The sequence below is a fragment of the Streptomyces sp. NPDC048142 genome, assembly GCF_043202835.1.
Classification (GTDB): domain Bacteria; phylum Actinomycetota; class Actinomycetes; order Streptomycetales; family Streptomycetaceae; genus Streptomyces.
Genome location: NZ_JBIDBC010000003.1, coordinates 38480 through 62145, shown reverse-complemented (window position 1 = coordinate 62145; position 23666 = coordinate 38480). Strand labels below are relative to the sequence as shown.

The 23666-nt window shown below is 71.9% G+C and carries 22 protein-coding genes and 3 pseudogenes; 10 read left to right on the top strand and 15 right to left on the bottom strand.

Features of this window, described 5'->3' with window-relative positions; translation table 11 throughout:
- Positions 1–90 precede the first annotated feature (90 nt).
- The 3 genes from ACGF2Y_RS05230 to ACGF2Y_RS05220 form a co-directional block, all read right to left on the bottom strand.
- On the bottom strand, positions 91–834 hold the full coding sequence (locus ACGF2Y_RS05230) for a TetR/AcrR family transcriptional regulator (protein ID WP_392943350.1): 744 nt from the start codon (positions 832–834) through the stop codon (positions 91–93).
- 64 nt (positions 835–898) lie between these two features.
- Positions 899–1981: a PDR/VanB family oxidoreductase gene (locus ACGF2Y_RS05225; RefSeq protein ID WP_392943349.1), complete on the bottom strand. Its 1083-nt coding sequence runs from the start codon at positions 1979–1981 to the stop codon at positions 899–901.
- A 3-nt stretch (positions 1982–1984) separates the two neighbouring features.
- Positions 1985–2890 (bottom strand): metal-dependent hydrolase, encoded by a 906-nt coding sequence (locus ACGF2Y_RS05220; RefSeq protein ID WP_392943348.1) that lies wholly within the window; start codon positions 2888–2890, stop codon positions 1985–1987.
- A gap of 91 nt (positions 2891–2981) precedes the next feature.
- Here ACGF2Y_RS05220 and ACGF2Y_RS05215 point away from each other — a divergent pair.
- Positions 2982–3538: pseudogene (locus ACGF2Y_RS05215) on the top strand (class I SAM-dependent methyltransferase).
- Between the two features lie 49 nt (positions 3539–3587).
- On the opposite strand, the gene ACGF2Y_RS05210 reads toward ACGF2Y_RS05215, so the two are convergent.
- From ACGF2Y_RS05210 to ACGF2Y_RS05190, 5 genes are all read right to left on the bottom strand, one after another.
- Positions 3588–4235, bottom strand: coding sequence for a LuxR C-terminal-related transcriptional regulator (locus ACGF2Y_RS05210; RefSeq protein ID WP_392943347.1), 648 nt, complete (start codon positions 4233–4235; stop codon positions 3588–3590).
- The gene (locus ACGF2Y_RS05205; protein WP_392943346.1) at positions 4220–5488 is read right to left on the bottom strand and encodes a sensor histidine kinase; all 1269 of its coding nucleotides are present in this window, start codon (positions 5486–5488) and stop codon (positions 4220–4222) included. The genes ACGF2Y_RS05210 and ACGF2Y_RS05205 overlap by 16 nt, the downstream gene beginning before the upstream one ends.
- Before the next feature lie 316 nt (positions 5489–5804).
- Positions 5805–6839, bottom strand: coding sequence for a glutamine synthetase (glnII, locus tag ACGF2Y_RS05200; RefSeq protein WP_392943345.1), 1035 nt, complete (start codon positions 6837–6839; stop codon positions 5805–5807).
- A 201-nt stretch (positions 6840–7040) separates the two neighbouring features.
- Complete coding sequence (locus ACGF2Y_RS05195) at positions 7041–8180, bottom strand: hypothetical protein (RefSeq protein WP_392943344.1); 1140 nt, start codon at positions 8178–8180, stop codon at positions 7041–7043.
- Positions 8177–9691: a hypothetical protein gene (locus tag ACGF2Y_RS05190; RefSeq protein ID WP_392943343.1), complete on the bottom strand. Its 1515-nt coding sequence runs from the start codon at positions 9689–9691 to the stop codon at positions 8177–8179. The genes ACGF2Y_RS05195 and ACGF2Y_RS05190 overlap by 4 nt, the downstream gene beginning before the upstream one ends.
- A gap of 321 nt (positions 9692–10012) precedes the next feature.
- Here ACGF2Y_RS05190 and ACGF2Y_RS05185 point away from each other — a divergent pair, with 321 nt between their 5' ends.
- On the top strand, positions 10013–10933 hold the full coding sequence (locus tag ACGF2Y_RS05185; RefSeq protein WP_392943342.1) for a Gfo/Idh/MocA family protein: 921 nt from the start codon (positions 10013–10015) through the stop codon (positions 10931–10933).
- Between the two features lie 50 nt (positions 10934–10983).
- On the opposite strand, the gene ACGF2Y_RS05180 is transcribed toward ACGF2Y_RS05185, so the two are convergent.
- Positions 10984–12681, bottom strand: coding sequence for a PLP-dependent aminotransferase family protein (locus ACGF2Y_RS05180; RefSeq protein ID WP_392943341.1), 1698 nt, complete (start codon positions 12679–12681; stop codon positions 10984–10986).
- Between the two features lie 47 nt (positions 12682–12728).
- On the opposite strand from ACGF2Y_RS05180, the gene ACGF2Y_RS05175 reads away from it, so the two are divergent.
- From ACGF2Y_RS05175 to ACGF2Y_RS05160, 4 genes are all read left to right on the top strand, one after another.
- Entirely contained in the window at positions 12729–13247 is a 519-nt protein-coding gene (locus ACGF2Y_RS05175; protein WP_392943340.1) for a carboxymuconolactone decarboxylase family protein, read from the top strand.
- Between the two features lie 138 nt (positions 13248–13385).
- On the top strand, positions 13386–13745 hold the full coding sequence (locus ACGF2Y_RS05170; RefSeq protein ID WP_392943339.1) for a hypothetical protein: 360 nt from the start codon (positions 13386–13388) through the stop codon (positions 13743–13745).
- 190 nt (positions 13746–13935) lie between these two features.
- Positions 13936–14430 (top strand): MarR family winged helix-turn-helix transcriptional regulator, encoded by a 495-nt coding sequence (locus ACGF2Y_RS05165; RefSeq protein ID WP_392943338.1) that lies wholly within the window; start codon positions 13936–13938, stop codon positions 14428–14430.
- A gap of 210 nt (positions 14431–14640) precedes the next feature.
- Positions 14641–14946: a hypothetical protein gene (locus ACGF2Y_RS05160; RefSeq protein WP_392943337.1), complete on the top strand. Its 306-nt coding sequence runs from the start codon at positions 14641–14643 to the stop codon at positions 14944–14946.
- A 186-nt stretch (positions 14947–15132) separates the two neighbouring features.
- On the opposite strand, the gene ACGF2Y_RS05155 is transcribed toward ACGF2Y_RS05160, so the two are convergent.
- Positions 15133–15597 (bottom strand): hypothetical protein, encoded by a 465-nt coding sequence (locus ACGF2Y_RS05155; protein WP_392943336.1) that lies wholly within the window; start codon positions 15595–15597, stop codon positions 15133–15135.
- Positions 15598–15685: 88 nt separating this feature from the next.
- On the opposite strand from ACGF2Y_RS05155, the pseudogene ACGF2Y_RS05150 reads away from it, so the two are divergent.
- The 3 genes and pseudogenes from ACGF2Y_RS05150 to ACGF2Y_RS05140 form a co-directional block, all read left to right on the top strand.
- Positions 15686–16507: pseudogene (locus ACGF2Y_RS05150) on the top strand (M55 family metallopeptidase); the annotation flags it as partial.
- Between the two features lie 370 nt (positions 16508–16877).
- Complete coding sequence (gene cpt, locus ACGF2Y_RS05145) at positions 16878–17411, top strand: chloramphenicol phosphotransferase CPT (RefSeq protein ID WP_392943335.1); 534 nt, start codon at positions 16878–16880, stop codon at positions 17409–17411.
- 97 nt (positions 17412–17508) lie between these two features.
- A pseudogene (locus ACGF2Y_RS05140) lies at positions 17509–17675 on the top strand (RimJ/RimL family protein N-acetyltransferase); the annotation flags it as partial.
- Between the two features lie 208 nt (positions 17676–17883).
- Here ACGF2Y_RS05140 and glnA read toward each other — a convergent pair.
- Positions 17884–19293 (bottom strand): type I glutamate--ammonia ligase, encoded by a 1410-nt coding sequence (glnA, locus tag ACGF2Y_RS05135; RefSeq protein WP_030586274.1) that lies wholly within the window; start codon positions 19291–19293, stop codon positions 17884–17886.
- A gap of 281 nt (positions 19294–19574) precedes the next feature.
- Between glnA and ACGF2Y_RS05130 the strand changes: the two genes are divergently transcribed.
- Entirely contained in the window at positions 19575–19982 is a 408-nt protein-coding gene (locus ACGF2Y_RS05130; protein WP_392943657.1) for an RDD family protein, read from the top strand.
- Between the two features lie 216 nt (positions 19983–20198).
- Here the strand turns inward: ACGF2Y_RS05130 and ACGF2Y_RS05125 are convergent, their stop codons facing one another.
- From ACGF2Y_RS05125 to lipB, 4 genes are all read right to left on the bottom strand, one after another.
- On the bottom strand, positions 20199–20906 hold the full coding sequence (locus tag ACGF2Y_RS05125; protein ID WP_392943334.1) for a DUF4191 domain-containing protein: 708 nt from the start codon (positions 20904–20906) through the stop codon (positions 20199–20201).
- Positions 20907–20955: 49 nt separating this feature from the next.
- Entirely contained in the window at positions 20956–21156 is a 201-nt protein-coding gene (locus ACGF2Y_RS05120; protein WP_392943333.1) for a hypothetical protein, read from the bottom strand.
- Positions 21157–21426: 270 nt separating this feature from the next.
- Positions 21427–22404 carry a lipoyl synthase gene (lipA, locus tag ACGF2Y_RS05115; protein ID WP_392943332.1) on the bottom strand — a complete coding sequence of 326 codons (978 nt, stop codon included), beginning with the start codon at positions 22402–22404 and terminating at the stop codon, positions 21427–21429.
- 254 nt (positions 22405–22658) lie between these two features.
- Positions 22659–23468 carry a lipoyl(octanoyl) transferase LipB gene (gene lipB / locus ACGF2Y_RS05110; RefSeq protein WP_392943331.1) on the bottom strand — a complete coding sequence of 270 codons (810 nt, stop codon included), beginning with the start codon at positions 23466–23468 and terminating at the stop codon, positions 22659–22661.
- Positions 23469–23666 lie beyond the last annotated feature (198 nt).

The following is a 23666-nucleotide window of genomic DNA, read 5'->3' as shown; positions in this document are numbered from 1 at the left end:
GAATACATCCAGTATGCGGACGTCCCTCCGCCTTGCGATGCACCGCATCTGACGCCGCGCGCTGATCCACCAGGGATGACGGGACAGCCCTTAGGCGGTATCAGAGGCTCGGTGCGGCAGACGCTGCGCCGGGACGGCGGGCGCGTCCGGGGCGAACGCGGAGAGCCGCGCCAGCAGTTCCCCGAACGGGCCGTCCGCCGGCTCCTGCGACAGGACCCGCAGCACGATGCCCGCCATCTCCTGGTCGTACGCGGCGCTGACGGCGGCCAGCGCCGCGAAGTCGTGCACCAACTGCGTCTCCAGCTCGGCGCGCGGGATGCGCCGCCCGTCCAGCCAGATCAGCGCCGTCGACTCGGCGAGCGAGACCCAGGAGCGGACCACCAGCTCCAGCCGGGCGGGCGGTTCGGCCACCCCGAGGTGCGTGATGATCTGCTCGTACGCGGCCTGCCGCACCCCGTCGATCATGGCGTTCGCCGTCGAGGAACCGACCGCGGGCCCGCCGCGCATCAGCGCCGAGAAGCCGGGGCCGTGCTCGTCGACGAAGTCGAAGAACCGCCCCATCACCCGCAACAGCCGCGCGCCCAGGGGTCCTTCGAGCGGCTCCAGGAAGCGGGTCGCCAGCTCGTCCGCGGCCCGCCGCAGCGCCGCCTCGTACAGGCTCTGCTTCCCGGGGAAGTAGTGGTAGACCAGGGGGCGGGAGATCCCCGCGGCCGCGGCGATCTCGTCGATCGACACCTCCTCGGGCGAGCGGCGGCTGAACAAGTCCAGCGCCACGCCGATCAGTTGCTGTCTGCGCTCGTCGACGCCCATCCTGCGCCGTACCCCGGTCGTCATGCGCACAGCCTATCCGGGGTGCGGGCCGGGCGTCGCGCGGCGGACGGCACGCCGACGACCGGCCCTACAGGTCCAGGACGAGACGCCCGCCCCGGCAGCGCGAGACGCAGATCAGCATCGAGCCGCCGCGCTCGTCGTCGGTCAGCAGCTCGTCCCGGTGGTCGATCTCGCCCTCCAGGACCCGCTGTTGGCAGGTCCCGCAGAACCCCTGCTCGCAGGAGTACGCGACATGGGGCAGCTCCGCGCGGACGGCGGCCAGCACCGACTGCCCGGCCGCGACCGGCACCGTGCGCCCGCTGCGCCGCAGCTCCACCTCGAACGGCCCGGAACCGGACCCCGCCGCGTCCCCCGTCGCGGCCGAGAACCGCTCCAGGTGCAGGGGATGCCCCTCGGGGAGCGCGCCGGCGACGGCGTCCATCAGGGGTTCGGGGCCGCAGCAGTAGACCGCCGTGCCCGGGGCGAGGCCGGCCAGCGCCGCCGCGACGTCCGGGTGGCCCGCCTCGTCCTGGGCGACGACCGTGACCCGGTCCCCGTCCGCGCCCAGCTTCTCGACCTCCGCCAGGAACGGCATCGACCCCCGCGACCGGCCCCCGTACAGCAACCGCCACTCGGCCCCCGACGCGGCCAGCGACCGCAGCATCGGCAGGACCGGGGTGATCCCGATGCCGCCGACGACGAAGACGTAACCCGGGGCCCCGGCCAGCGGGAAACGGTTTCGCGGCCCGCGCACCTCGATCTCCAGGCCCTCCTGGAGCTGTTCGTGCACCTCCCGCGAACCGCCCCGGCCGTCCTCCACCAGCCGGGTCGCCACCGTGTACGCACCGGTGTCCTCGGGGTCGCCGCACAGCGAGTACTGCCGCACCAGACCGGACGGCAGCACCAGGTCCAGATGGGCCCCCGGCTCCCAGCGCGGCAGCCCGCTCCCCTCCAGCCGGAGCGACACGACACCGTCGGCGACCACGGTCCGCCCGGTGATCAGCAGCCGGCGGACCGCCGTCGCGCGCCGCTTCGAGTGACCCGACACCGGCTCGGGCAGGGCGGGCAGCGGCCACAGCGGGGACCGGGCGATCCGGCGTTTCAGGGCCCGCCGGGTGAGCAGGGCGGCGCCGGAGACCAGCACGACGGTACGCAGCCGGGGCAGGGCCATGGTTCAGGACCTCCCCGTCGTGGCGGCCTCGGCGGCGAGCGCGGCGGGGGAGTGGGCGAGGTAGTCGACGGCCTGGGCCGTACTGCCCTCCTGGGAGGGGTGGTAGGACCGGCTGAGATAGCTGGGGACGGACCGCAGGATCGCCCCCGTGGTGGGCAGCGTGCCCTGCCTCCCGCTCGCGTGGAACGCCTTGAACGAGGCCTTGCCGTCCAGCAGCGTGGGGTCGTTCGCCATGAAGAAACGGGTGCCGCGCTGCCAGAGGAACACCAGCGCGGAGAACGCCGCCGCCCAGGTGCGCAGCCGCCGCCGGTAGCCGCCGTCCACATGCATGAAGACGTCGAAGGCCACCGACCGGTGCTCCACCTCCTCCGCCCCGTGCCAGCGCAGCAGATCGAGCATGGTCGGATCCGCGCCCCGGCGGTCCAGCGCCTCGGCGTTGAGGATCCAGTCACCGAGGAACGCGGTGTAGTGCTCGATCGCCGCGATCGTCGCCACGCGCTCCATCAGCCACCACTTCGACGCCCGACCCGGCGGCAGGGTCCGGTCCCCGAGCAGCTTCTCGAAGAACCAGTCGACCTGCGCGGTGTACGGGGTCGGGTCGAGCCCCAACTCCCGCAGATGCGGCAGCACATCGTCGTGGGCCTGCGAGTGCACGGCCTCCTGCCCGATGAACCCGATGACGTCCTCGCGCAGTTGGTCGTCATGGATGTACGGGAGGATCTGCCGGTAGACATGGATGAACCAGCGCTCGCCGGCCGGGAGCAGCAGGTGGAGCACGTTGATGGTGTGCGTGGTGAACGGATCCCCCGGCACCCAGTGCAGGGGGGTCTCCTCCCAGGCGAAGGACACCTTGCGGGCCTTGAGGGGCGTCCGCTCCGACGCGACCGCCGCTGGCTGAGTGTTAGACATGGTGTCAATGTACTGACGGGTATGCGGGGGGACCAGAGGTGTGCGGAGAATTCCGTGCCGTCCCGCGAGGCCCCGCGCGATGATGGCCCGCATGACGAAACCCGTGCAGGCCCGGTCCTTCGACGCGGTGGCCGCCGCCTACGACGCGAACCGCCCCACCTACCCGCCCGCCCTGTTCGACGCCGTCGAGGAGCTGGCCGGACTGCCGCTCGCCGGGGCCCGGGTCGCGGACGTCGGCGCGGGCACCGGGCTCGGTACGGCACGGCTGTACGAGCGCGGGGCCAGGATCACCGCGGTGGAGCCGGGCGACGGGATGGCCGAGCAGTTCCGCCGGAGGCTGCCGGACGTCTCCCTGGTCCGGGGCGACGGGAACAGCCTGCCGCTGCGGACCGGCTCGATGGACCTGATCACGTACGCCCAGTCGTGGCACTGGACCGACCCGGCGCGCTCGGTCCCCGAGGTGCGCCGGGTGCTGCGGCCCGGGACGTCCATCTCGCCAACATGGCCACCCTCTCCGACTTCCTGATCGGCGATCCGGCGGAGGTCCGCGACTACTTCGACCGCGAACGGGCCCTGCTGACGGCCCTGTTCCCGGACGGCGAGGTCGAGGAGAGCTACCTGGTGAGTCTTGCCGTGGCCCGGCCCTGAGCCCGTATCCGGGTGCGGCACGGAACCGGTCGGCGACGTGCGTCCCGGGTCAGCCGTGGTCCAGATACGCCAGCACCGCCAGCACCCGCCTGTTGTCGTCGTCCGACGGGGGCAGGTCCAGCTTCCCGAAGATGTTCGACGTGTGCTTGGCCACCGCCCGCTCCGTGATCACCAGTTGCGAGGCGATGGCGGCGTTCGAGCGGCCCTGGGCCACCAGCTCCATCACCTCCCGCTCGCGCGGGGTGAGGCCGCCCATCGGCTTGTCCTGCGAACGGCGTGACAGGAGCTGGGAGATGACCTGCGGGTCCATCGCCGTGCCGCCCGCCGCCACCCGCCGAACCGCGTCGACGAACTGGTCCGCGTCGAAGACCCGGTCCTTCAGCAGATAGCCGATGCCGCCGTTGCCGTCCGCCAGCAACTCCCGTGCGTACAACTGCTCCACGTGCTGCGAGAGCACCAGCACCGGAAGCCCCGGCCGGGCCCGGCGGGCGGCCAGGGCGCACTGGAGGCCCTCGTCCGTGTGCGACGGCGGGAGCCGGACGTCGACGACAGCGACGTCCGGCTCCAACTCGGCGAGGGCCTTCGTCAGTTCGGGCCCGGTCTCCACAGCCGCGGCGATCTCGAAGTCGTACGCCTCCAGCATGCGCACCAGGCCGTCGCGCAACAGGAAGAGATCTTCGGCTAGGACAACTCGCAAGGAATCTCCATGGTCACCATGGTGGGACCGCCTGCGGGACTGCTGACGGCCAGGACGCCGTCGAATGTACCCAGTCGTCGTTCGATTCCGCTCAGGCCCGAGCCCGATCCGAGGACCGCACCGCCCCTGCCGTCGTCCGTCACCGAGATCCGGAGCATCCCCTCCGCGTGATGCAGGTCCACGTAGACCCGCATCGCCCCCGCGTGCTTCACCGCGTTCGTCAGGGCCTCGCTGACCGCGAAGTACGCCGCCGACTCCACCGGGGCCTGTGCCCGCCCCGGCAGCTCCACCGTCACCTCGGATGCGACCGGCAGCCGCAGGGCCAGCGCCTTGACCGCGTCGCCGAGGCCCCGCTCCGCGAGGACCGGCGGATGGATGCCGCGCACCAGATCGCGGAGCTCGGTCAGCGCCTCCGCCGACGACTCCCGGGCCATCGCGAGCATCTTCTTCGCCTGCGCCGGGTCCTTCTCGATCAGCGCCTCGACCGTGCCCAGATTCATGCCCATCGCGACCAGCCGGGCCTGCGCCCCGTCGTGCAGGTCCCGCTCGATGCGGCGCAGTTCGGAGGCGGCGGTGTCCACGGCCTCGTGCCGGGTCTCGGTGAGCCGCTCGATGCGCTGCTCCAGCTCCTGGTCCTGGCCGGGCGCCAGCAGCGTACGGGCGAGCAGGAAGTGCGCCCGCAGCACCGGCTCGGAGGCCCGCATCCCGAGGTGGAAGAGCACGACCCCCAGCGCCAGGGCGGCCAGCCCCGTCAGCTGGCTGTCCACCGGCACGAACCCGTACCAGTACGGGTCGTCCCGGAACACCCGCCACAGGCCCGCCGCCAGTACCAGCCCCTCGACCGGGTAGAGCATCAGTCCGGCGGACACCGCGGCCAGGACCGTTCCGGCCGTCATGTCCTGCAACAGCCACAGCAGGTCCCGCCAGGTCGCCGGGTCCTTCAGCATCAGCGTGGTGCGCTCCACCTGACCCGTCACGCCCGGCCGCAGATCCTTCGGGAAGGGCCGGTACGGGACCGGGATCCGCACGTACGACCACGTCGCCGCCCACAGCCGCCGCTGGTTGGCGTGCTTGCGCACCATCTCCAGCACCACCGGGGTGGTGAACACGCCGATGCCCAGCAGGATGAAGGAGATCGAGAGCACCGCGAGGACGAACAGGGTGATGGACGCCGCCAGGCCGGCCACGGCCAGGAAAAGGCCGCGCCCCGCCGCGAGCACCGACAGCCGTAGCCGTCCCGAGAACACCTTCATCGTGGTCCCTCTCCCCTCACCCGACCCGGGCTGGTCCCCGGTCCGCAGCCAGTCTCACCCGGGCCCGGCCCGCCGCGTCAGCCGGTCCGCCACCCGGAGCGGGTGTACCTGGCACCACCCCCGCACCCGCCCCCTACGCCTCCGTGACCGGGGGCTTCGACGGCTGGGGCGGACCGCGTCCCGTTCCTGGACCGGACCGGCGGGCGCCTTCTCGTCGAGGTCGCCGCGACCCGGCGCCGGGCACGCACGAGGGGCCCTCCGGCGAACCGGAGGGCCCCTCATACGTGACTGGCGTCATACGTGACTGGCGTCGGGATCAGACCTGGTCGGCCTTCTCCAGCGCGGTGCAGCAGGTGTCGACGATCAGCCGCGTGACGACGTACGGGTCGACGTTCGCGTTCGGACGACGGTCCTCGATGTAACCCTTCTGGTCCTGCTCGACCTGCCACGGGATACGCACCGAGGCGCCGCGGTTGGAGACGCCGTAGCTGTACTCGTTCCACGGGGCGGTCTCGTGCAGGCCGGTGAGCCGGTCGTCGATGCCCGCGCCGTAGTTCTTCACATGGTCCAGCGGCTTGGAACCCTCGCCCAGCGACTCGCACGCGGTGATGATCGCTTCGTAGCCCTCGCGCATCGCCCGGGTGGAGAAGTTGGTGTGCGCGCCCGCGCCGTTCCAGTCGCCCTTGACCGGCTTCGGGTCCAGGGTCGCGGAGACGCCGAAGTCCTCGGCGGTGCGGTAGAGCAGCCAACGGGCCACCCACAGCTGGTCGGAGACCTCCAGCGGCGACAGCGGGCCCACCTGGAACTCCCACTGGCCGGGCATGACCTCGGCGTTGATGCCGGAGATGCCGAGCCCCGCCGCCAGGCAGTTGTCGAGGTGCTTCTCCACGATGTCGCGGCCGAAGATCTCGTCCGCGCCGACACCGCAGTAGTAGCCGCCCTGCGCGGCCGGGAAGCCGCCCTCGGGGAAGCCGAGCGGCCGGTGGCCGTCGAAGAAGGTGTACTCCTGCTCGATGCCGAAGATCGGGGCCTGGCCCGCGAACTGCTCGGCGACCGGACGCAGCGCGGCACGGGTGTTGGACTCGTGCGGCGTCATGTCGATGTTGAAGACCTCGCACAGGACGAGGACGTCCTCGCCGCCGCGGATCGGGTCCGGGCAGGTGAAGACGGGCTTCAGCACCCGGTCGGACGCGTGGCCCTCGGCCTGGTTGGTGCTGGAACCGTCGAACCCCCAGATGGGCAGCTCCGCCACGTCCCCCGACGGCGTACCGTCCATGATCTTCGTCTTGGAGCGAAGCTTGGCGGTCGGCGCGGTGCCGTCTATCCAGATGTACTCAGCCTTGAACGTCACGGACGCCATCCTTTGCGGGTGCAGCGGTCTATGCAGCGCAGCTTGGCAAGACGCGATTTCCCGTCCGTTGCCCGGATGTGAACCCCGTGTTACCGAGGTTTCCTGCGGAAGAAGCGCGCCTGGTCCGAACCCGTCACCCGGTGTCCCCGGGGGCCATCGGGTGGCCACCGGGGAACCATCGGAGGCCACCGGGACGACGCGTCAGACACTGCCTTTGAGCAGGGCCGAGAACCCGGCCGCCCGCATCCGGCGCACCAGCTCCCGCCGGCTCGACCCCAGCGCGGCCGCCGCCCGGTCCAGCTCCCAGCCGGCCCCGGCCACGGTCCGCAGCAGATGGCCCCGCCGGATCTGCGCGTCGGAGAGCCGGAACGTCTTGAGGTAGGCGACCCGCCCCCGGTGATCGGTGATCGTCTCCCCGATGTGCTGCCCGCCGGTGTCCCGGACGAACGGCGGCAGGAAGCGCCACAGAGTGAACGACTCCATCCGGTACACCTGGTCGAACGCGTACGAGGTGTCCAGCAGCTCCCGCGCGAACAAGGTGTCGTGCGCCTCCTCCCACGCCCGCTCCTGCACCAGCGCGGCCGCCCGCAGCTCACCGAGGTCACGGATGTGCGCCTCGCCCCCGATCCGCACCGGGACCTGGGCCACCGGAGCCCCGTACAGCGCGTACTGGTGCACCAGCTCCCCGTAGAGGTCCTCCACCAGCGAGGCGTGCAGCAGCCGGTAGTCGTCCGGATGCGGGACGACGAAGGCGGCGGCGAGCGCGTCGGAGACGTACACCATCACCCCGCACTGGCCCGGGTGGATCTCGAAGATCCGCAGCGCGTCCCCGAGCCCGCGCACCGACCGCCCGAGGTACGCGTCCTCGGCGCGCGGCGAGAGCCCGTCGCGCAGGGCCGTGCGCGACCACTCCTCCCACGCGGTCGACGGACCGCCGAAGTGCAGCGCGAGATAGCCCTCCAACGCCAGGTGCAGCGGCAGGAACCGCAACCGGTCACCGGGCCGCCGCTTGGCCATCCGGTGGTGCGGCAGCGGCGCCAGCGGAACGGCCCGGGGCGCGCCACCCCCGCCGAACTGGGTGCCGTACGCGGCCGACTGCCGGCCCGCCTCCGGGGCCTGGCCGTCCTCCACCGACCAGTCGGCGACCAGACCGTGCGGAATGTACGAGACATAGCGGTCCCGTGGCCCGAGCTCGACGACCCCGGTGCCCAGGCCCTCGTACACCTCGCGGTGCAGCCGCAGTCCCTCCACCGGCGCCTCGCGGACCAGCGGCACGAGACGGACACCGCCCCACACCTGCGAGGGCCGGGCGGTGAGCCCGGTCAGCTCCAGCCGGTTCACGCGACCACTCCTTCTCCTTCGCCCGCTCCGGTGAACCGGGCCACCCGCCGGTCCAGATACGCGTACAGCTCCGCCGGCCCCATGCGCCCCTCCGCGAACCGGGCGATCTCCACCAGGGCGGGCAGATCCTCCGCGTCCCGGATCCCGGCCGTCGCCACCCCCGCCGCCAGCCGCCGCACGTCGAAACCCTCCGCGTCGTATACGGGGTTGACGTGCACCACCGCCGTCCGCCGCTCCGGATCCAGCCGGCTCCGCCACACCCGCAGTACCTCGCCCGCCAGGCCCGCCGGGGCGTTGTCCCAGCCGTCCGAGACGATCACCAGCCGGTCCGGACCCGCCCCGCCCGGCCCCGGCTCCAGCGCGTCCAGGACCCGCATCCCCAGCGGGGTCGGCCCCCACGGGCGTACGAGCAGCGCGTCGCCCGCGCCCGAGGTCCACAGCCCCCGGTACGCACCGGGCGCGGCGAGCGCCTCCAGCAGATGGTGGCAGGCCAGCGCCACGGCGAGCGGCCGACGCCGCTTCTGCCCCGAACCCGACGAGGAGAAGCTGTCGTCCAGCACCGCGTGCACCCGCCCCCAGCTCCCCGCGTGGCCGCCCGCCGCCCGGCGGGCCGCCGCGCGCAGGGCGCCGGTCAGTTCGGCGCGGCGCCCGGCACGCTGCTCGAAGCCGAGCGACAGCACGTACAGCGCGAGCCGGGTCAGCGGCATCACGGTCAGATCCACCTCCACCGCGGGACCGTTCGGGCGCCGGACCGCCGCCCGCCGCTCCTGGGTGCGCAGCCGCTCCAGCCGGGTCATCCGGGGCGCGGCCCGCTTCAGGAACACCTCGCGCTTCATCCCGTGCCGGGCGGCGAACCCCTCCGCGACGGTGAACGGCAGCTCGGCCACGGCTCCCTGCTCGTAGTGGGCGCGCCGCCAGGCGTCGAGCAGCGGGTGCTCGTAGCGGGGCGACCGGCCGGGCCGGAACAGGAACTCCCCGATCTCGGAGAGCGGTTGGTCCCCCTCGGGGCAGGGCAGATGGATGTGCCGGGCGGTCCTCTTCAGCCCGGCCCGGTACTTCACGGCGTCATGGCCCAGGTCCGGCCGGGCCGCCAGCCAGTCCCGCACGATCGCACGCGTCCGCCGGTTGTTGACTCCGGCCCGGCGCAGCTCGCCGAAGAGCCGGTAGACGCGCGGCGGCGGCAGCAGCGCCAGCCGGGCGGCGATCAGCCGGCCCTCGGTGCGCCGCTCCTCGGGGCTCGCCTCGCCCGCCGTCTCCAGGAGCCGCCGCACGATGAGCGCCGCGTTGTGGTGGTTGATGTCCAGGGCCAGGGAAGCCGCGTACACCCGGCGGTAGTTGACCCGTACGTAGGTGTGCAGGAAGTCCAGGGACAGCTGCTGGTCGGCGGCGTCCGAGCGGAACTCGCGCTGCCCGGTCGCGGTGATCGCCGCGTTCACGAAGAGCAGGACGTCCTCGGCGGCGACGAGGTCGGCGACGGTCTCGGACGCTCGTACGGCCTCGGACGCGTGCATGGAAGTTCCCCCGGTAGAACGTGACATGAGAGTTCCCCCGGTAGAACATGCGTGAAAGTTCCTCCGGCATAGACAGAGAGGCCGGCCGGGGAATGGGGGCGCGAACAACGAAATCATCGCTTCACAGGCAGGTCTCGGAAGTCGCACCGGAGTCCCGCGGCCGGCTCCGGAACGGTAACGGGACACGGTCGCTTCGCGCCACCGCATTCGGTGCCCGACGACTGCTCGCGCTCTCGCGCCGACGAACCGACCCTCCATGTTCGCACGGCGGACGCCTCGGCCCCCTGCCCAGCCGGCCGGCGCACCCGGCACACTGGCGCCATGGATTCAGCTGCCGGCACCACCGCCCCCCTGCGCATCGGCCTCCTCGGCACCGGCCCCTGGGCCCGGAACACCCAGGCCCCCGCGCTCGCCGCCCACCCCGGCGTGGAGCTGAGCGGGGTGTGGGGCCGCCGGGCCGAGGCGGCGGACACCCTCGCCGCCGCCCACGGGACCCGCGCGTACACCGGTGAGGCGGGCATCGAGGCGCTCCTGGAGACGAGCGACGCGGTGGCCCTCGCACTGCCGCCGGACGTCCAGGCCCCGCTCGCGGTCCGGGCGGCGGAGGCGGGCTGCCACCTCCTGATGGACAAGCCGGTCGCCACGACGGTCGCCGGGGCCCGCGCGGTGGCCGAGGCGGCGGAGAAGTCAGCGGTGGCCTCGGTCGTCTTCTGCACGCTGCGATTCGCGCCCGAGACCTCCGCGTGGATCGCCGAACAGGCCGCGGTGGACGGCTGGTTCACGGCTCGCGCCCAGTGGCTGGGTTCGCTCTACGCCGAGGGTTCGGCCAGCCAGTACGCGGACTCCCCGTGGCGGCGCGAGAAGGGCGGCCTCTGGGATGTCGGCCCGCACGCGCTCTCGGTGCTGATCCCGGTCCTGGGCGACGTCGAGCACCTGACCGCCGCCCGGGGCCCGGCCGACACCACGCACCTGATCCTGCGCCACACCTCCGGCGCGTCCAGCACGGTGACGCTCGGGCTGAGCGCCCCGCCCGCTGCGGCGGGCGTCGAGATCGAGCTCCGGGGCGAGCGGGGCACGGCGTCGCTCCCCGGCTGGGACGGCGCCGGGACCGCGTTCCGGGGCGCGGTGGACGCCCTGGCCGAAGCGGTACGTACGGGGGTGCCGCACGCCTGCGACGCGCGCTTCGGCCTCCACCTCACGGAGCTGCTGGTGGCGGCGGAGACGCAGGCGCAGGCGGGGTAGCCGCAAAATCCGGTGGCTCACCCCGGCGGCGGGGCGCGGCGCCGAGGACGCTAGCGGGTCTCCTCCCACGATGGCCCCGGCGGCAGGGCCCGGCACAGGGCCTCCAGCGCCTCCGGGTAGGCGGATTCGGCAGGCGTCGCGTATCCGACGACGAGCCCGTCCCGGCTGGGGATTTCGGCGGTGCCGGCGGTTCTGGCGGCGCTGGCGGTACCAGCGGCACTGGCAGCACCGGCGGTACTGGCGGTACCAGCGGCACCGGCGTTCGAGGCGTCCTCCGCGCGTGCTGGGCGTGCCGGGCCTTCCGTGCGGCCCGCGCCTTCCGTGGGTGCCGCGCCTTCTGTGCGGCCCGCACCCTCCGCGCGTGCCGGGCCTGCCGCCCCCTCCGAGCCCACCACCCCCGCACCATCCTCCGCGCGGCCCGCGCTCTCCGCGCCCGCCGCCGCCCCCTCCGCGCCCGGGTGCAGATAGTCGGCGAGCCCCTCCACGGCCAGTCCCTGCCAGGCCGCCGCCCGGACCACCGAACGCTCGGTGCCGGGCGGCAGTTCCAGCACCGCGTGGAGGCCGGCCGCGATACCGGTGACCCGGACATGCGGGGCCCGCCGCTCCAGGGCCGCCACCAGTTGGTCCCGGCGGCGGCGGTGACGCTGCCGCATCCGGCGTACCTGCCGGTCGTACGCGCCGGACTCGACGAAATCCGCGAGCGTCAGCTGCTCGGTGGCGCTCGACCACTGCTCCCGCTCGCCCTTCGCCGTGACGACGGGGCCCACGAGCCGCTGGGGCAGCACCATCCAGCCGATCCGCAGAGCAGGGGACAGACTCTTGCTCACCGACCCCAGCAGCACCACATGCTCGGGATCGAGCCCCTGGACGGCCCCCACGGGCTGCCGGTCGTAGCGGAACTCCCCGTCGTAGTCGTCCTCGACGACGAGCCCGCCGGTGGCCCGTGCCCAGTCGACGACGGCCGCCCGCCGCGCGGGGTGCAGCGGCCCGCCGGTGGGGAACTGGTGGGCGGGCGTGAGGAGTACGGCACGGTCGTGGCGGGTGAGCCCGTCGACCCGGGCGCCGTCCGCGTCCACGCCGAGCGGCCGGGTGCCGACCCCGTGGGAGGCGAGCAGCCCGCGGTGGAAGGGCAGGCCGTACTCCTCCACCGCCCAGGGGCCGCCCACCACCTCCGACAGCAGCCGCAGCCCGTGCGCGGCCCCCGAGCACAGCACGATCCGCTCCGGTGCGGCCCGCACCCCGCGCACCCGGGCGAGATAGCCGGCCAGGGCCCGCCGCAGCTCGGGCCGCCCGTGCGGATCGCCGGGCCCGAACGCGTCGTCGGGTGCGGCGGCGAGCGCCCGCCGGGCCGAGGCCAGCCAGGCGGTGCGCGGGAAGGCCGAGGGGTCCGGCTGCCCCTGGACCAGGTCATGGACCGGGCGGGCGGCGCGCTCGGGGGTACGCGGCCGGTGGGCGGGGGTGACCGGGACGGCCCGCTCGGCGACCCGGGTCCCCGAACCCTGCCGGGCGGCGAGCCATCCTTCCGCGACCAGCTCGGCGTAGGCGTCGGCGACGGTGTTGCGGGCGAGGCCCAGATCGGCGGCGAGGGAGCGGTAGGGCGGCAGCCGGGTGCCCGGTGCGAGCCGCCCGCCGCGCACGGCGTCACGGAGGGCGGCCATCAGGACGGCCCGGCGGTTGCCCGTACCGGACAGCTCCAGCGGCAGATCACTGCCCAGGAGCTCCGCGGAATTGACCCATGAATCCTTCAAGGAAATGCACCCCATACCCAGTCGCCTGTCGCTCTAGATTCGTACCCATGAAGACGACGGAGATCAAGACGAACGACCGCACCACCGCCCCCGCCACCACCGTCCGGCGCAACAGCGGCACGGACCGGCTCGACTTCGCGAAGGCCGCACCGAAGGTCTTCCGGGCCGTGATCGGCCTGGACGCGGCGGCCCGCGCCGGCCTGGACCCGACGCTGGTCGAACTGGTACAGATCCGAGCCTCGCACCTGAACCGCTGCGCGTACTGCCTGCACATGCACACCACGGACGCGCGCAAGGCGGGCGAGAGCGAGGAGCGCCTGCACATGGTCGCGGTGTGGCAGGAGGCGGACCACTTCTTCACGGAGCGGGAGCAGGCCGCTCTCGACCTGACGGACGCGGTCACCCGGATCGGGGACGCCGGGGTGCCGGACGAGGTCTACGACCGGGCGGCGGCCCACTTCGAGGAGGAGGAACTGGCCCACCTGCTGGCCCTGATCTTCACGATCAACACGTGGAACCGCATAGCCCTGTCCACCGCCAAGCGCGCGGGCACGGACGAACGCTGAGCCCTCGGATCCGGGACAAGCGGCTGCCGGGCCGGGCCGTTTCGCATCGTAGCCCCAGCCGTATCCACCAGCAGCCACCCCGGCGAGCCCCCGTCCCCGCCACCGGGGAACCTCGTCCGGGAAGGAGAGCCGGAAAAGATGGAAACAACTCTGGGAGAACGGCTTTTACTCCTCTCGCCGGACGATGAATCCCGCGTCGCGCGTGAGCCCGCGAACGCTGCTTCGGCTATCGCCGGGGCGTCCCTGGTGGAGCTGGCGATCGCGGGCCGAATCGCACGGCCATTGCCGACTGCAAGAAGCTTGGCAAGGCCGCTGAATGGATTCAGGAAGCTCACCGCCCATGCCGGTGTCGGCCGGCGGGCGGAGCGCGCCATCGGGCTTGTCCGGGGTCGGGCCGCCGCCGGAGTCCATGATCAGCCGGCTGTTCGCGAGCTTGGCAATGCACGGATTCCCGCTGAGGACGACTTCGCCGCCCGGTACTCCCGTGCGGTTTCGTGATGTGCCCGCTGACTGCGTGGGAAAGCTGTCGTCGGTAGCGGTTGCGCCGGGCAGCGGAATGGTGGCGTGCAAATGTGCGGCGGACTCGAAGGTGACGTTGGCCGACGATTCCGATGCGTGCCCAGGGCGAGTTGTGGTGAATGCTGCATTCCGATTGTTTGGCGCGCCGGGGGAATGTAGCTTCGCGATCATGGAATCACCGACCGGAACCAACACCGACCAGGCGCCGGCGAACCCGGCCGTCACCGATGACATGCTGGCCACTCAGCCCGTTGGCTACTGGTGCGGCCTCGCCCATGCGACCGTCACCCGGCATCTGCGTGACGCCATGGCCAAGGTCGACGTCACCCAGCCGCAGTACTGGGTTCTCAACCGCGTGAACGGCGGTCCCGCAGCGCCGAGCCGCGAGGAGGTCGTCACGCAGCTGACGCACCTTGCCGACGGGCCGCACGAAATCGCCAGGGTGGTCGACCAGTTGCTCCACCGCGAGTGGCTCCGGATCGACGACGGGCAGCGCCTGCACCTCACGGATGCCGGGGAGGCCGCCAGGGTGCGGCTCCGTGAGGTGGCCACCGAGGTGCGCGCCGTGGTTCACCAGGGCATCAGCGACGAGGAGTACGTGGCCGCGCTCAAGGTACTGCGCAAGATGGTGGCCAATGTCGAGGGCGACGGGACTCCTGGCTGAGCTGTTGTCATTTCGCGATTCTGTGACGGTGCCGGGTGGGGGGAGCGCGCTGCGGCAGGTCGAACCCGGCCGGATCGATCCGGATCCCGATGGGGCCAAGGTTACGCGATGGACTACCGAAAGGGCCTCTGGCCAGGGGCGATTGTCAGTGGGGGGCAGTAAAATGGAGGGAGTTCGTGAGGGTTCCACCACGCTGCCAGGAGGATGCCGATGGCCGTTGCCGCAGTCACGACCGAGCCGCTGGACCGACAGCTCCCGATGTCCTTCCACCCGCCGCTTCCCACCCAGCTGCCGAAGAAGCGGCTGCCCCCGGGCCGCCCCCGCGAGTGGTACGTCTCCCACAACCGGCGTCTCAAGGCCATGCGCCTGGTCATCGCCCTGCTCGACAGCGGGGTCTACCAGCCGTCCAGCGCCAGTAACCACCGGATACGGATCGCCGCCGAGCGCCTGGACATCCACCGCCCGTCCGACACCACCTGCCGCATGGTCCGCGCCCTGATCCGCTACGGCCGCTGACCAGACCAGACCAGACCAGACCAGACCAGACCAGACCAGACCAGACCAGACCAGACCAGACCGGACCCCGACCCGACCCAGACCCCGACCCCGACCCGACTCGTCCTGCCCCGCCCCGACTGGTGATCGCCTCTGCCCCGCCCGGCCGGCCCCTCCGGCCGGGCGGGGCAGAGGCCTGCCCGGACCTCAGAACCCCCTGCACAAGGCGTTGGCGAACGCGCCGGACGCTGTCGCCGTGTGCGGTGAACCGTCGTCCACCGTCACCGAGCAGACCGCCGTCCCGCCGGACGCCCCGACCGTGATGCCCAGCGAACCGCCCTTCACGAACCCCTTCGTCGTGACCTCCTTCGTCCACGGCAGACGCTGCGACGTCACCTGGCTGATCGACATCCTGCCGTCCCGCCAGGTGGTGTACGCGATGGAAACGCCCTCGGCCGTGCCGGTCACCTCGTACCGCACCCGGACCGTCCGTTCGCTCTCTTCGACGACCTCGTCGGCGACCAGGGCGACCACGGCGACGCAGCCACCGATCAGCAGCAGGACCGCCACCAGCAGAATCCAGGGCCACCTGCGCCGCTTCTCCGGCGCGGCCGGGGGCGGCGGATGTGACCAGCCCCCGCTCGAAGCCCCGTACGGGGACTGTTCGCTCATCTCCACAGATTCGCCCCGCCCTTCGTGCGCCGCCACCGGGCTGCCTCGATCGGCGCACCACCTCTGCCCGGCGCAGGCTGTCGGACTCATGAAGCTCCTCATCTCGGTCGACATGGAAGGCATCTCGGGGATCGTCCATCCCAACGAGACGCACCCCGAGCGTTACGACTACCAGCGCGGCCGGGAGTACATGACGGCCGACGCGAACGCGGTCGTCGCGGGCGTCCTGGACACCGAACCCACCGCCGAGGTGCGGGTGGCCGACGCGCACGGCACGTTCCGCAACCTCCTGCCGGAACAGCTCGACCGCAGGGCCCGCCTGGTCCGGGGCAAGCCGCGCGCGTTGCACATGCTCGCCGGGCTCGACGAGGAGACCGACGCGGCGCTGTTCGTCGGCTACCACGTCCGTGCGGGCGAGGGGCCTGGCGTGCTGGCGCACACCATGAACGGCGAGATCCTCGACGTACGGGTGGCGGGCCGCTCCCTGGGCGAGATCGGGCTCAACGCCGCCATGGCCGGCCACCTCGGCGTACCGGTCGTCCTGCTCAGCGGCGACGACGCGGCCTGCGCCGAGCTGACCGACCTGGTCCCCGCGGCGGTCACCGTCCCGGTCAAGGAGGCCCTGGGCATGGCGGCCGCCGTGACGCTGCACCCGGAGGAGGCCCGGGACCGGCTGCGCCGGGCGGCGGCGGACGCGGTCACCCGCCGCGCGGAGATCCGGCCCCTGACGCTCACCGGGCCGCTGGACGTGGAGGTCGACCTGGTGAGCCCGCACGCCGTCGACCTGGCGACCCTCGTACCGGGCGTATCGCGTACCGGCGGCGCCCGTACGGTCGCCTGCACGGCCCCCGAATACGCGAGCGCCTACCGGCTGATCCTGCTGCTCGCGCAACTCTCCACGATCAAGCCCGGACAGGGCACCGCTGCCTCACCCAGCACGCTGCCCATGACGCCCATCACACCGATAACGCCGGCTGTGGCGGAGCTGAGGGGGCAGGGGGAGGAGGGGGGCAGGAACGGGCTCAGGGCACCAGCGCGGTCAGCATGTCGTGCTCTCCCCGAACATGGTCGCTGATGTTGAGGTGCGGTCAGGCTCTGGGGTGGGGCGGCTCCCGGCCCCCGAGAGACATCGCGGGGCCGCCGGGACGCCGCTCCCTTCGCCGAGCCGAGCGTCGACCGCTGGCCGCCGCCCCGGTGACGCCCGGACGAAGTGGAAAGGGCCTGGACCCGGACCCGTAAACAGGGTCGAGCGCTGTCGCGGTTGCCTCTACCGTTACGGGGTGACCACACAGGTGATCGTATTGAACGGCGGGTCCAGCTCCGGCAAGTCCGGCATCGTCCGCTGCCTCCAGTCGGAACTGCCGGACCCGTGGCTCGCCGCCGCGATCGACGCTTTCGTCGATTCGCTGCCCGCGTCCTTGAGGGCATCGGACGCGGGCATCGAGTTCGCCGAGGACGGCGGCGTGGCCGTCGGGCCGGAGTTCCGGAAGCTGGAGGCGGCGTGGCGCGAGGGCGTCGCGGCGATGGTCCGGGCGGGCGCCCGGGTCATCGTCGACGACGTGTTCCTCGGCGGCCCCGCCTCCCAGGAGCCGTGGCGGAAGGCCCTGGCCGGACTGGACGTGCTGTGGGTCGGGGTCCGCTGCGGGAGCACGGTCGCCGAGGCCCGCGAGGTCGCCCGGGGTGACCGCCCGAAGGGCATGGCCGCAGCGCAGGCGGAAATGGTCCACCGGGGTGTGGCGTACGACCTGGAGGTGGACACCACGAACGCGGAGTCCCTGGACTGCGCGAGGACGATCGCCGCCAGGCTCACATGACCGGCCCGGCGGGACCCCGCAACTGATGCCACACCCCGCACACCCCGCACACTCCGCACCCCCGACCCCGCACGGGCCGCCGGGACCGTGGAGAGCGATGACGGACCTGTGGACCGGCGGGAGGGTACGCCTGCGGGGTGTCGAACCGCAGGACCGGGAGGGCTTCCGGGCCCTGGCCCTGCACACCGTGGACGCCCGCAACGCCGACGTGGTCGAGCCGCCCCGCTCGGACGAGAGCTTCGCGCCTGGGCCGCCGAGCGCGCCCTCTGAAGTCGACCTCTACCGGAAGGCCTTCCGGCGGCTGAGTGACGCGGCCGTCCACGGCGACGGGGCCAAGGAAGTCCTGGGCAGGTCCCGGTCTTTCTGGGGCGACGCCCGGCGCGCCTGACGGAACGGCCGAGGGCCGCCACCTCCCGGAGGAGGTGGCGGCCCTCGGCGTCCCAGGCGCGGGTGAGCCCGGCCCGTGGCGGTCCTAGATGTCGAAGTACAGCTCGAACTCGTGCGGGTGCGGCCGCAGCTGGATCGGGGCGATCTCGTTCGTGCGCTTGTAGTCGATCCACGTCTCGATCAGGTCCGACGTGAAGACGCCGCCCGCCTGGAGGTACTCGTTGTCCGCTTCCAGGGCTTCGAGCACGGCCGGGAGGGAGGTCGGGACCTGCTGGACGTTGGCGTGCTCCTCGGGAGCCAGCTCGTAGAGGTCCTTGTCGATCGGCTCGGCCGGCTCGATCTTGTTCTTCACGCCGTCCAGGCCCGCCATCAGCAGCGCCGAGAACGCGAGGTACGGGTTCGAGGACGGGTCCGGGGCGCGGAACTCGACGCGCTTGGCCTTCGGGTTCGAGCCGGTGATCGGGATGCGCATCGCGGCCGAGCGGTTGCGCTGCGAGTACACCATGTTGACCGGGGCCTCGAAGCCGGGGACCAGGCGGTGGTAGGAGTTCACCGTCGGGTTGGTGAAGGCCAGCAGCGACGGCGCGTGCTTCAGGATGCCGCCGATGTAGTAGCGGGCCATGTCCGAGAGGCCGGCGTAACCCTGCTCGTCGTAGAAGAGCGGAACGCCGCCCTGCCACAGCGACTGGTGCACGTGCATGCCCGAGCCGTTGTCGCCGAAGATCGGCTTCGGCATGAAGGTCGCGGTCTTGCCGTTGCGCCAGGCGACGTTCTTCACGATGTACTTGAAGAGCATCAGGTCGTCGGCCGCGGCGAGCAGCGTGTTGAACTTGTAGTTGATCTCGGCCTGGCCGGCGGTGCCGACCTCGTGGTGCTGGCGCTCGACCTGGAGGCCGTTCTTGTCCAGCTCCAGGGAGATCTCGGCACGCAGGTCGGCGAAGTGGTCGACCGGCGGGGTCGGGAAGTAGCCGCCCTTGTAGCGGACCTTGTAGCCGCGGTTGTTCTCCAGCGCACCGGTGTTCCAGGCGCCGGCCTCGGAGTCGATGTGGTAGAAGCTCTCGTTCGCCGACGTCTGGAAGCGGACGTTGTCGAAGACGTAGAACTCGGCCTCCGGGCCGAAGTACGCGGTGTCCGCGAAGCCGGTCGAGGCGAGGTAGGCCTCGGCCTTCTTGGCGATGTTGCGCGGGTCACGGCTGTACTGCTCGCCCGTGATCGGGTCGTGGATGAAGAAGTTGATGTTGACGGTCTTGTCGCGGCGGAAGGGGTCCACCCGAGCCGTCGACAGGTCCGCGCGCAGCGCCATGTCGGACTCGTGGATGGCCTGGAAGCCACGGATCGACGAACCGTCGAAGGCCAGTTCCTCGGCCGGGTCGAAGGTCGCTGCCGGGATCGTGAAGTGCTGCATCACCCCAGGCAGGTCGCAGAACCGGACATCGATGAACTTGACGTCGTTGTCCGCTACGTACTTCTGCACTTCGTCGGCGTTCTGGAACATCCAACTCCTCCTACTCCCGGCCCGGGAGGGACGGGGTTGTAGCTCGTGGTGCGGCCAGTGCGGTGGCACACGCTGGACCCGACCATAGGCAGGCGTGGTTTCTCAAGCATGACCCATTTGTTTCGCCCAAGTTAACCGGGGCGGTGACGGGCGGCATCTCCGCGACTGTTTCCGGTGCCCCGCCCGGCCGGGGGCGGATACGGGCGCAGTACCGTGGACGGGTGGACAACAGGCAAGCAATCGGATCGTGGCTCTCGGGGCCCCGCGCGGCCGCCGAGGAGATGGGCGCCGACTTCGGCTACCGGGGCAAGGGGCTCGGGCTGCCCGAGCAGGGGCCCGGCTCGGTCGCGCCGCTCGGCCGGCGCTTCGGAGCCCTCTTCATCGACTGGTCGCTCTGCATGGTGATCGCATACGGGCTGCTCGCTCGCGGTGACCAGCAGGCGGCGGGGAACTGGGCGCTCGGGGTCTTCCTCGTGATGAGCCTGCTGACCGTCGGGACCATCGGCTGCACACCCGGGAAGCGCCTCCTGGGCGTACGGGTGGTTGCCGAGGACGGCGGGCGGCTCGGGTTCGTGCGCGTGGCCATGCGGACCGTTCTGCTCCTGCTCGTCATCCCCGCGCTGGTCTGGGACCGCGACGGGCGTGGACTGCACGACCGGCTCACCCGTGCCGTGCAGGTCCGGATGTGACATCCCCGATACGGGCATGAGAGCCGGGTTGCCCGTGACGATACGGGCAAGAGAATCCGGCGGCCTGTGACGATACGGGCATGAGAATCCGGCGGCCCGTGGCGATACGGGCAACAGAACGGGGCGGCCCGGGACCGTTCACCGGTCCGGGGCCGCCCCGCTCTGTTGCGTACGTCTTCTGTCGCGTACGTCCGCCTCACGGTCAGCCGTGAGCGGTCAGCGCATCTTTCCGCCGCGCGGCATCCGCATGCCCTTGGGCATCGGCCCCTTCGGCAGCGGCATGTTGCTCATCAGGTCGCCCATCGCGCGCAGCCGGTCGTTGGTGCTGGTCACCTGCGGGCCGGTCAGGACGCGGGGGAGCTTCAGCATCTTGGTGCGGACCCTCTTCAGCGGCACCTGGCCCTCGCCGTTGCCGACGATGATGTCGTGCACCGGCACGTCCACCACGATGCGGGCCATCTTCTTCTTCTCGGCCGCCAGCAGGCCCTTCACCCGGTTCGGGTTGCCCTCGGCCACCAGGACGATGCCGGCCTTGCCGACCGCCCGGTGGACGACGTCCTGGCTGCGGTTCATCGCCACCGCGGGGGTGGTGGTCCAGCCGCGTCCGATCCGGTCCAGGACGGCGGCCGCCGCTCCGGGCTGGCCCTCCATCTGTCCGAAGGCCGCCCGCTCGGCGCGCCGGCCGAAGATGATCGCCATCGCGAGGACGGCCAGGACGAAGCCCAGGATGCCCAGATAGACCGGGTGGCCGATCGCGAAGCCGATGCCGAGGAGGACACCGAACGTGAGGATTCCGACACCCGCGACGACAAGACCGATCTTGCTGTCGGTCCGCCTGGTCATCTTGTAGGTCAGGGCGATCTGCTTGAGCCGCCCTGCGTTCTCGGCGCTGTCCGCGCCTTCAGTTTTTGCCTTCCTCGCCATGTACTGAAGTTTACGTGGCGTGGGAGCGACGCAGGAACGTGGGAGCGACCTAGGAACGGTGGTCGGCCACGGCTTCCAGCACGTGCTGGGCCTCCACCCGGTCCTTGGCGCGGCGGCGGTCCTCCAGGACGGCCGTCCAGGCGTTGCGGCGGGCGGTGCGCTGGCCGCTGCTCAGCAGCAGCGACTCGACGGCGCGCAGGGCGGTGGTGACGGACGGAAGGACGTGGGCGCGGACCGGTGCGGCCTGCATCGTGGTGTTCCCCCTCGGAGTGGATGCGCCCCGGGGCGCGGACTGAGTACGGGAAGCGGTGACGGCGGCGGCCGCGGGAGTCGCTGCCGCACGCGTACCTAGGCTCACTGCTTGGTGTTACCAGCGCATGACCGGGTGGTCAAACACCAATGAAGCCTTCATTCCGGTGCCGCGCACGCCGAAGCGGTCCGTACGCGTCCCCGACCTGCGGGGAGCGTCCGGACCGCTTCGGTCGCACGGTTACTGCGAGGTAGTCGCTCGTGAGCGGATTCACACGGCGGGTGCGGCCTGCGCGCTCCCGGCGGCCGCGCCGCGCGCCGCCATCGCCTGCTGGAAGAGACGCCCCGCGCGGTACGAGGACCGCACCAGCGGACCCGACATCACGCCGGAGTAGCCGATCGCGTCGGCCTCGTCCTTCAGCTCGACGAACTCGTGCGGCTTCACCCAGCGCTCGACCGGGTGATGCCGTACGGAGGGGCGCAGGTACTGCGTAATCGTGATGAGCTCGCAACCCGCGTCGTACAGGTCCTGGAGCGCCTCGCTGACTTCCTCGCGGGTCTCGCCCATGCCGAGGATCAGGTTCGACTTGGTGATCAGACCGGCCTCGCGGGCTCGGGTGATGACCTCCAGGGAACGCTCGTAACGGAAGCCGGGGCGGATCCGTTTGAAGATCCGCGGCACCGTCTCCACGTTGTGCGCGAGCACCTCGGGGCGCGAGGAGAAGACCTCGGCGAGCTGCTCGGGCTCGGCGTTGAAGTCGGGGATCAGCAGCTCGACCTTGGTCGCGCCGGCCTCCCGCTCCGCGGTGAGCGCGTGGATCTGGCGGACGGTCTCGGCGTACAGCCACGCGCCGCCGTCCTCCAGGTCGTCGCGTGCGACGCCGGTGATGGTGGCGTAGTTCAGGTCCATCGTGACGACCGACTCGCCGACGCGGCGGGGCTCGTCACGGTCCAGCGCCTGCGGCTTGCCCGTGTCGATCTGGCAGAAGTCGCAGCGCCGGGTGCACTGGTCGCCGCCGATGAGGAAGGTGGCCTCGCGGTCCTCCCAGCACTCGAAGATGTTGGGGCAGCCCGCCTCCTGGCAGACCGTGTGCAGCCCTTCGCCCTTCACCAGCTGCTGCAGCTGCTTGTACTCGGGGCCCATCTTCGCCCGCGTTTTGATCCACTCGGGCTTGCGCTCGATGGGGGTCTGGCTGTTCCGGACCTCCAGGCGCAGCATCTTGCGCCCGTCGGGTGCGACAGCGGACACTCCGGCTCCCCTTTGCTCTCTGCTGCGTTGGATTCGCGTCGGGTTCGCGTGGGATTCGCGAGCGATTCGCGAGGGACTCGCTTTGGATTCTTTGGCGAACACCAGGGTACGCCCGTACATCAAACGGTCTTACGTCCGCCCAACCTGCGGCCGACGGGGCCTATTCCCCGGCCGGTGTGACGGCCGGGCTACTGGCCGGTACGACCGGTACGGCCGGTCGGCGCCGGGCCGGGGCCGTACTGCGGGGGGCCGCACTACGCCGGGGCCGGGGCCGTCGGCTGCTCGATCACCCTCGGTGCGAGCTCCGCGTTCTCCAGGATGTCCCGCAGGTGCTTCTCTGCGACCGGCAGCACCTCCTCGATGGTGATCTCCCGGCCCAGCTCGTTCGAGAGGGACGTGACCCCCGCGTCCCGGATGCCGCACGGCACGATCCGGTCGAACCAGGTGTTGTCCGGGTTCACATTGAGGGCGAAGCCGTGCATCGTCACGCCCTTGGCGACCCGGATCCCGATCGCGGCCAGCTTGCGGTCCTCGCGGCGCTGGCCCGCGTTGGACGGGGCGTACTCCGGGCCGTTCAGCCGCGGGTCGAACTCCTCGTCCTGGAGCCTCGGGTCGAAGTCCAGCGAGAGCCCGCCCAGCGCCTGGCGCTGCTCGACCGGGTCGCCGAGCACCCAGACGCCGCTGCGGCCCTCGATCCGGGAGGTCGCCACGCCGAAGTCGGCGGCCGTGCGGATCAGTGCGTCCTCCAGCCGGCGGACGTGTGCGACGACGTCGACCGGGCGCGGAAGTTTCTGGATCGGGTAGCCGACGAGCTGCCCGGGGCCGTGCCAGGTGATCTTCCCGCCGCGGTCCACATCGATGACCGGGGTGCCGTCCAGCGGACGCTCGCTGTCCGCCGTACGGCGTCCTGCGGTGTAGACGGGCGGGTGCTCCAGCAGCAGACAGGTGTCCGGCACCCGGTCCTCGAACCGGTCCGCGTGCACCTCACGCTGCTTCTGCCAAGCCTCCGTGTACGCGACGGCCTGTTCGCCGAAGCCCAGACGGACGAACCGCAGCTCGCTCACCGATGCCTCCCTACGCGGGCCCCGCATGCCCGGAGGGGTGTCCCCGGGATGGCGGCGCCCTGCACTGATCGCGCCCGCATCCACTGTACGACCGTCGCCCGAACAGCCCCCCGGCAGGTTCGGCGGCCGGTCCCGGGGCGGGCGGCCGAACCGGGGCCGGGCCCGGATCGGGGACCGCCCGAAGCCCGCCGGCCCGTC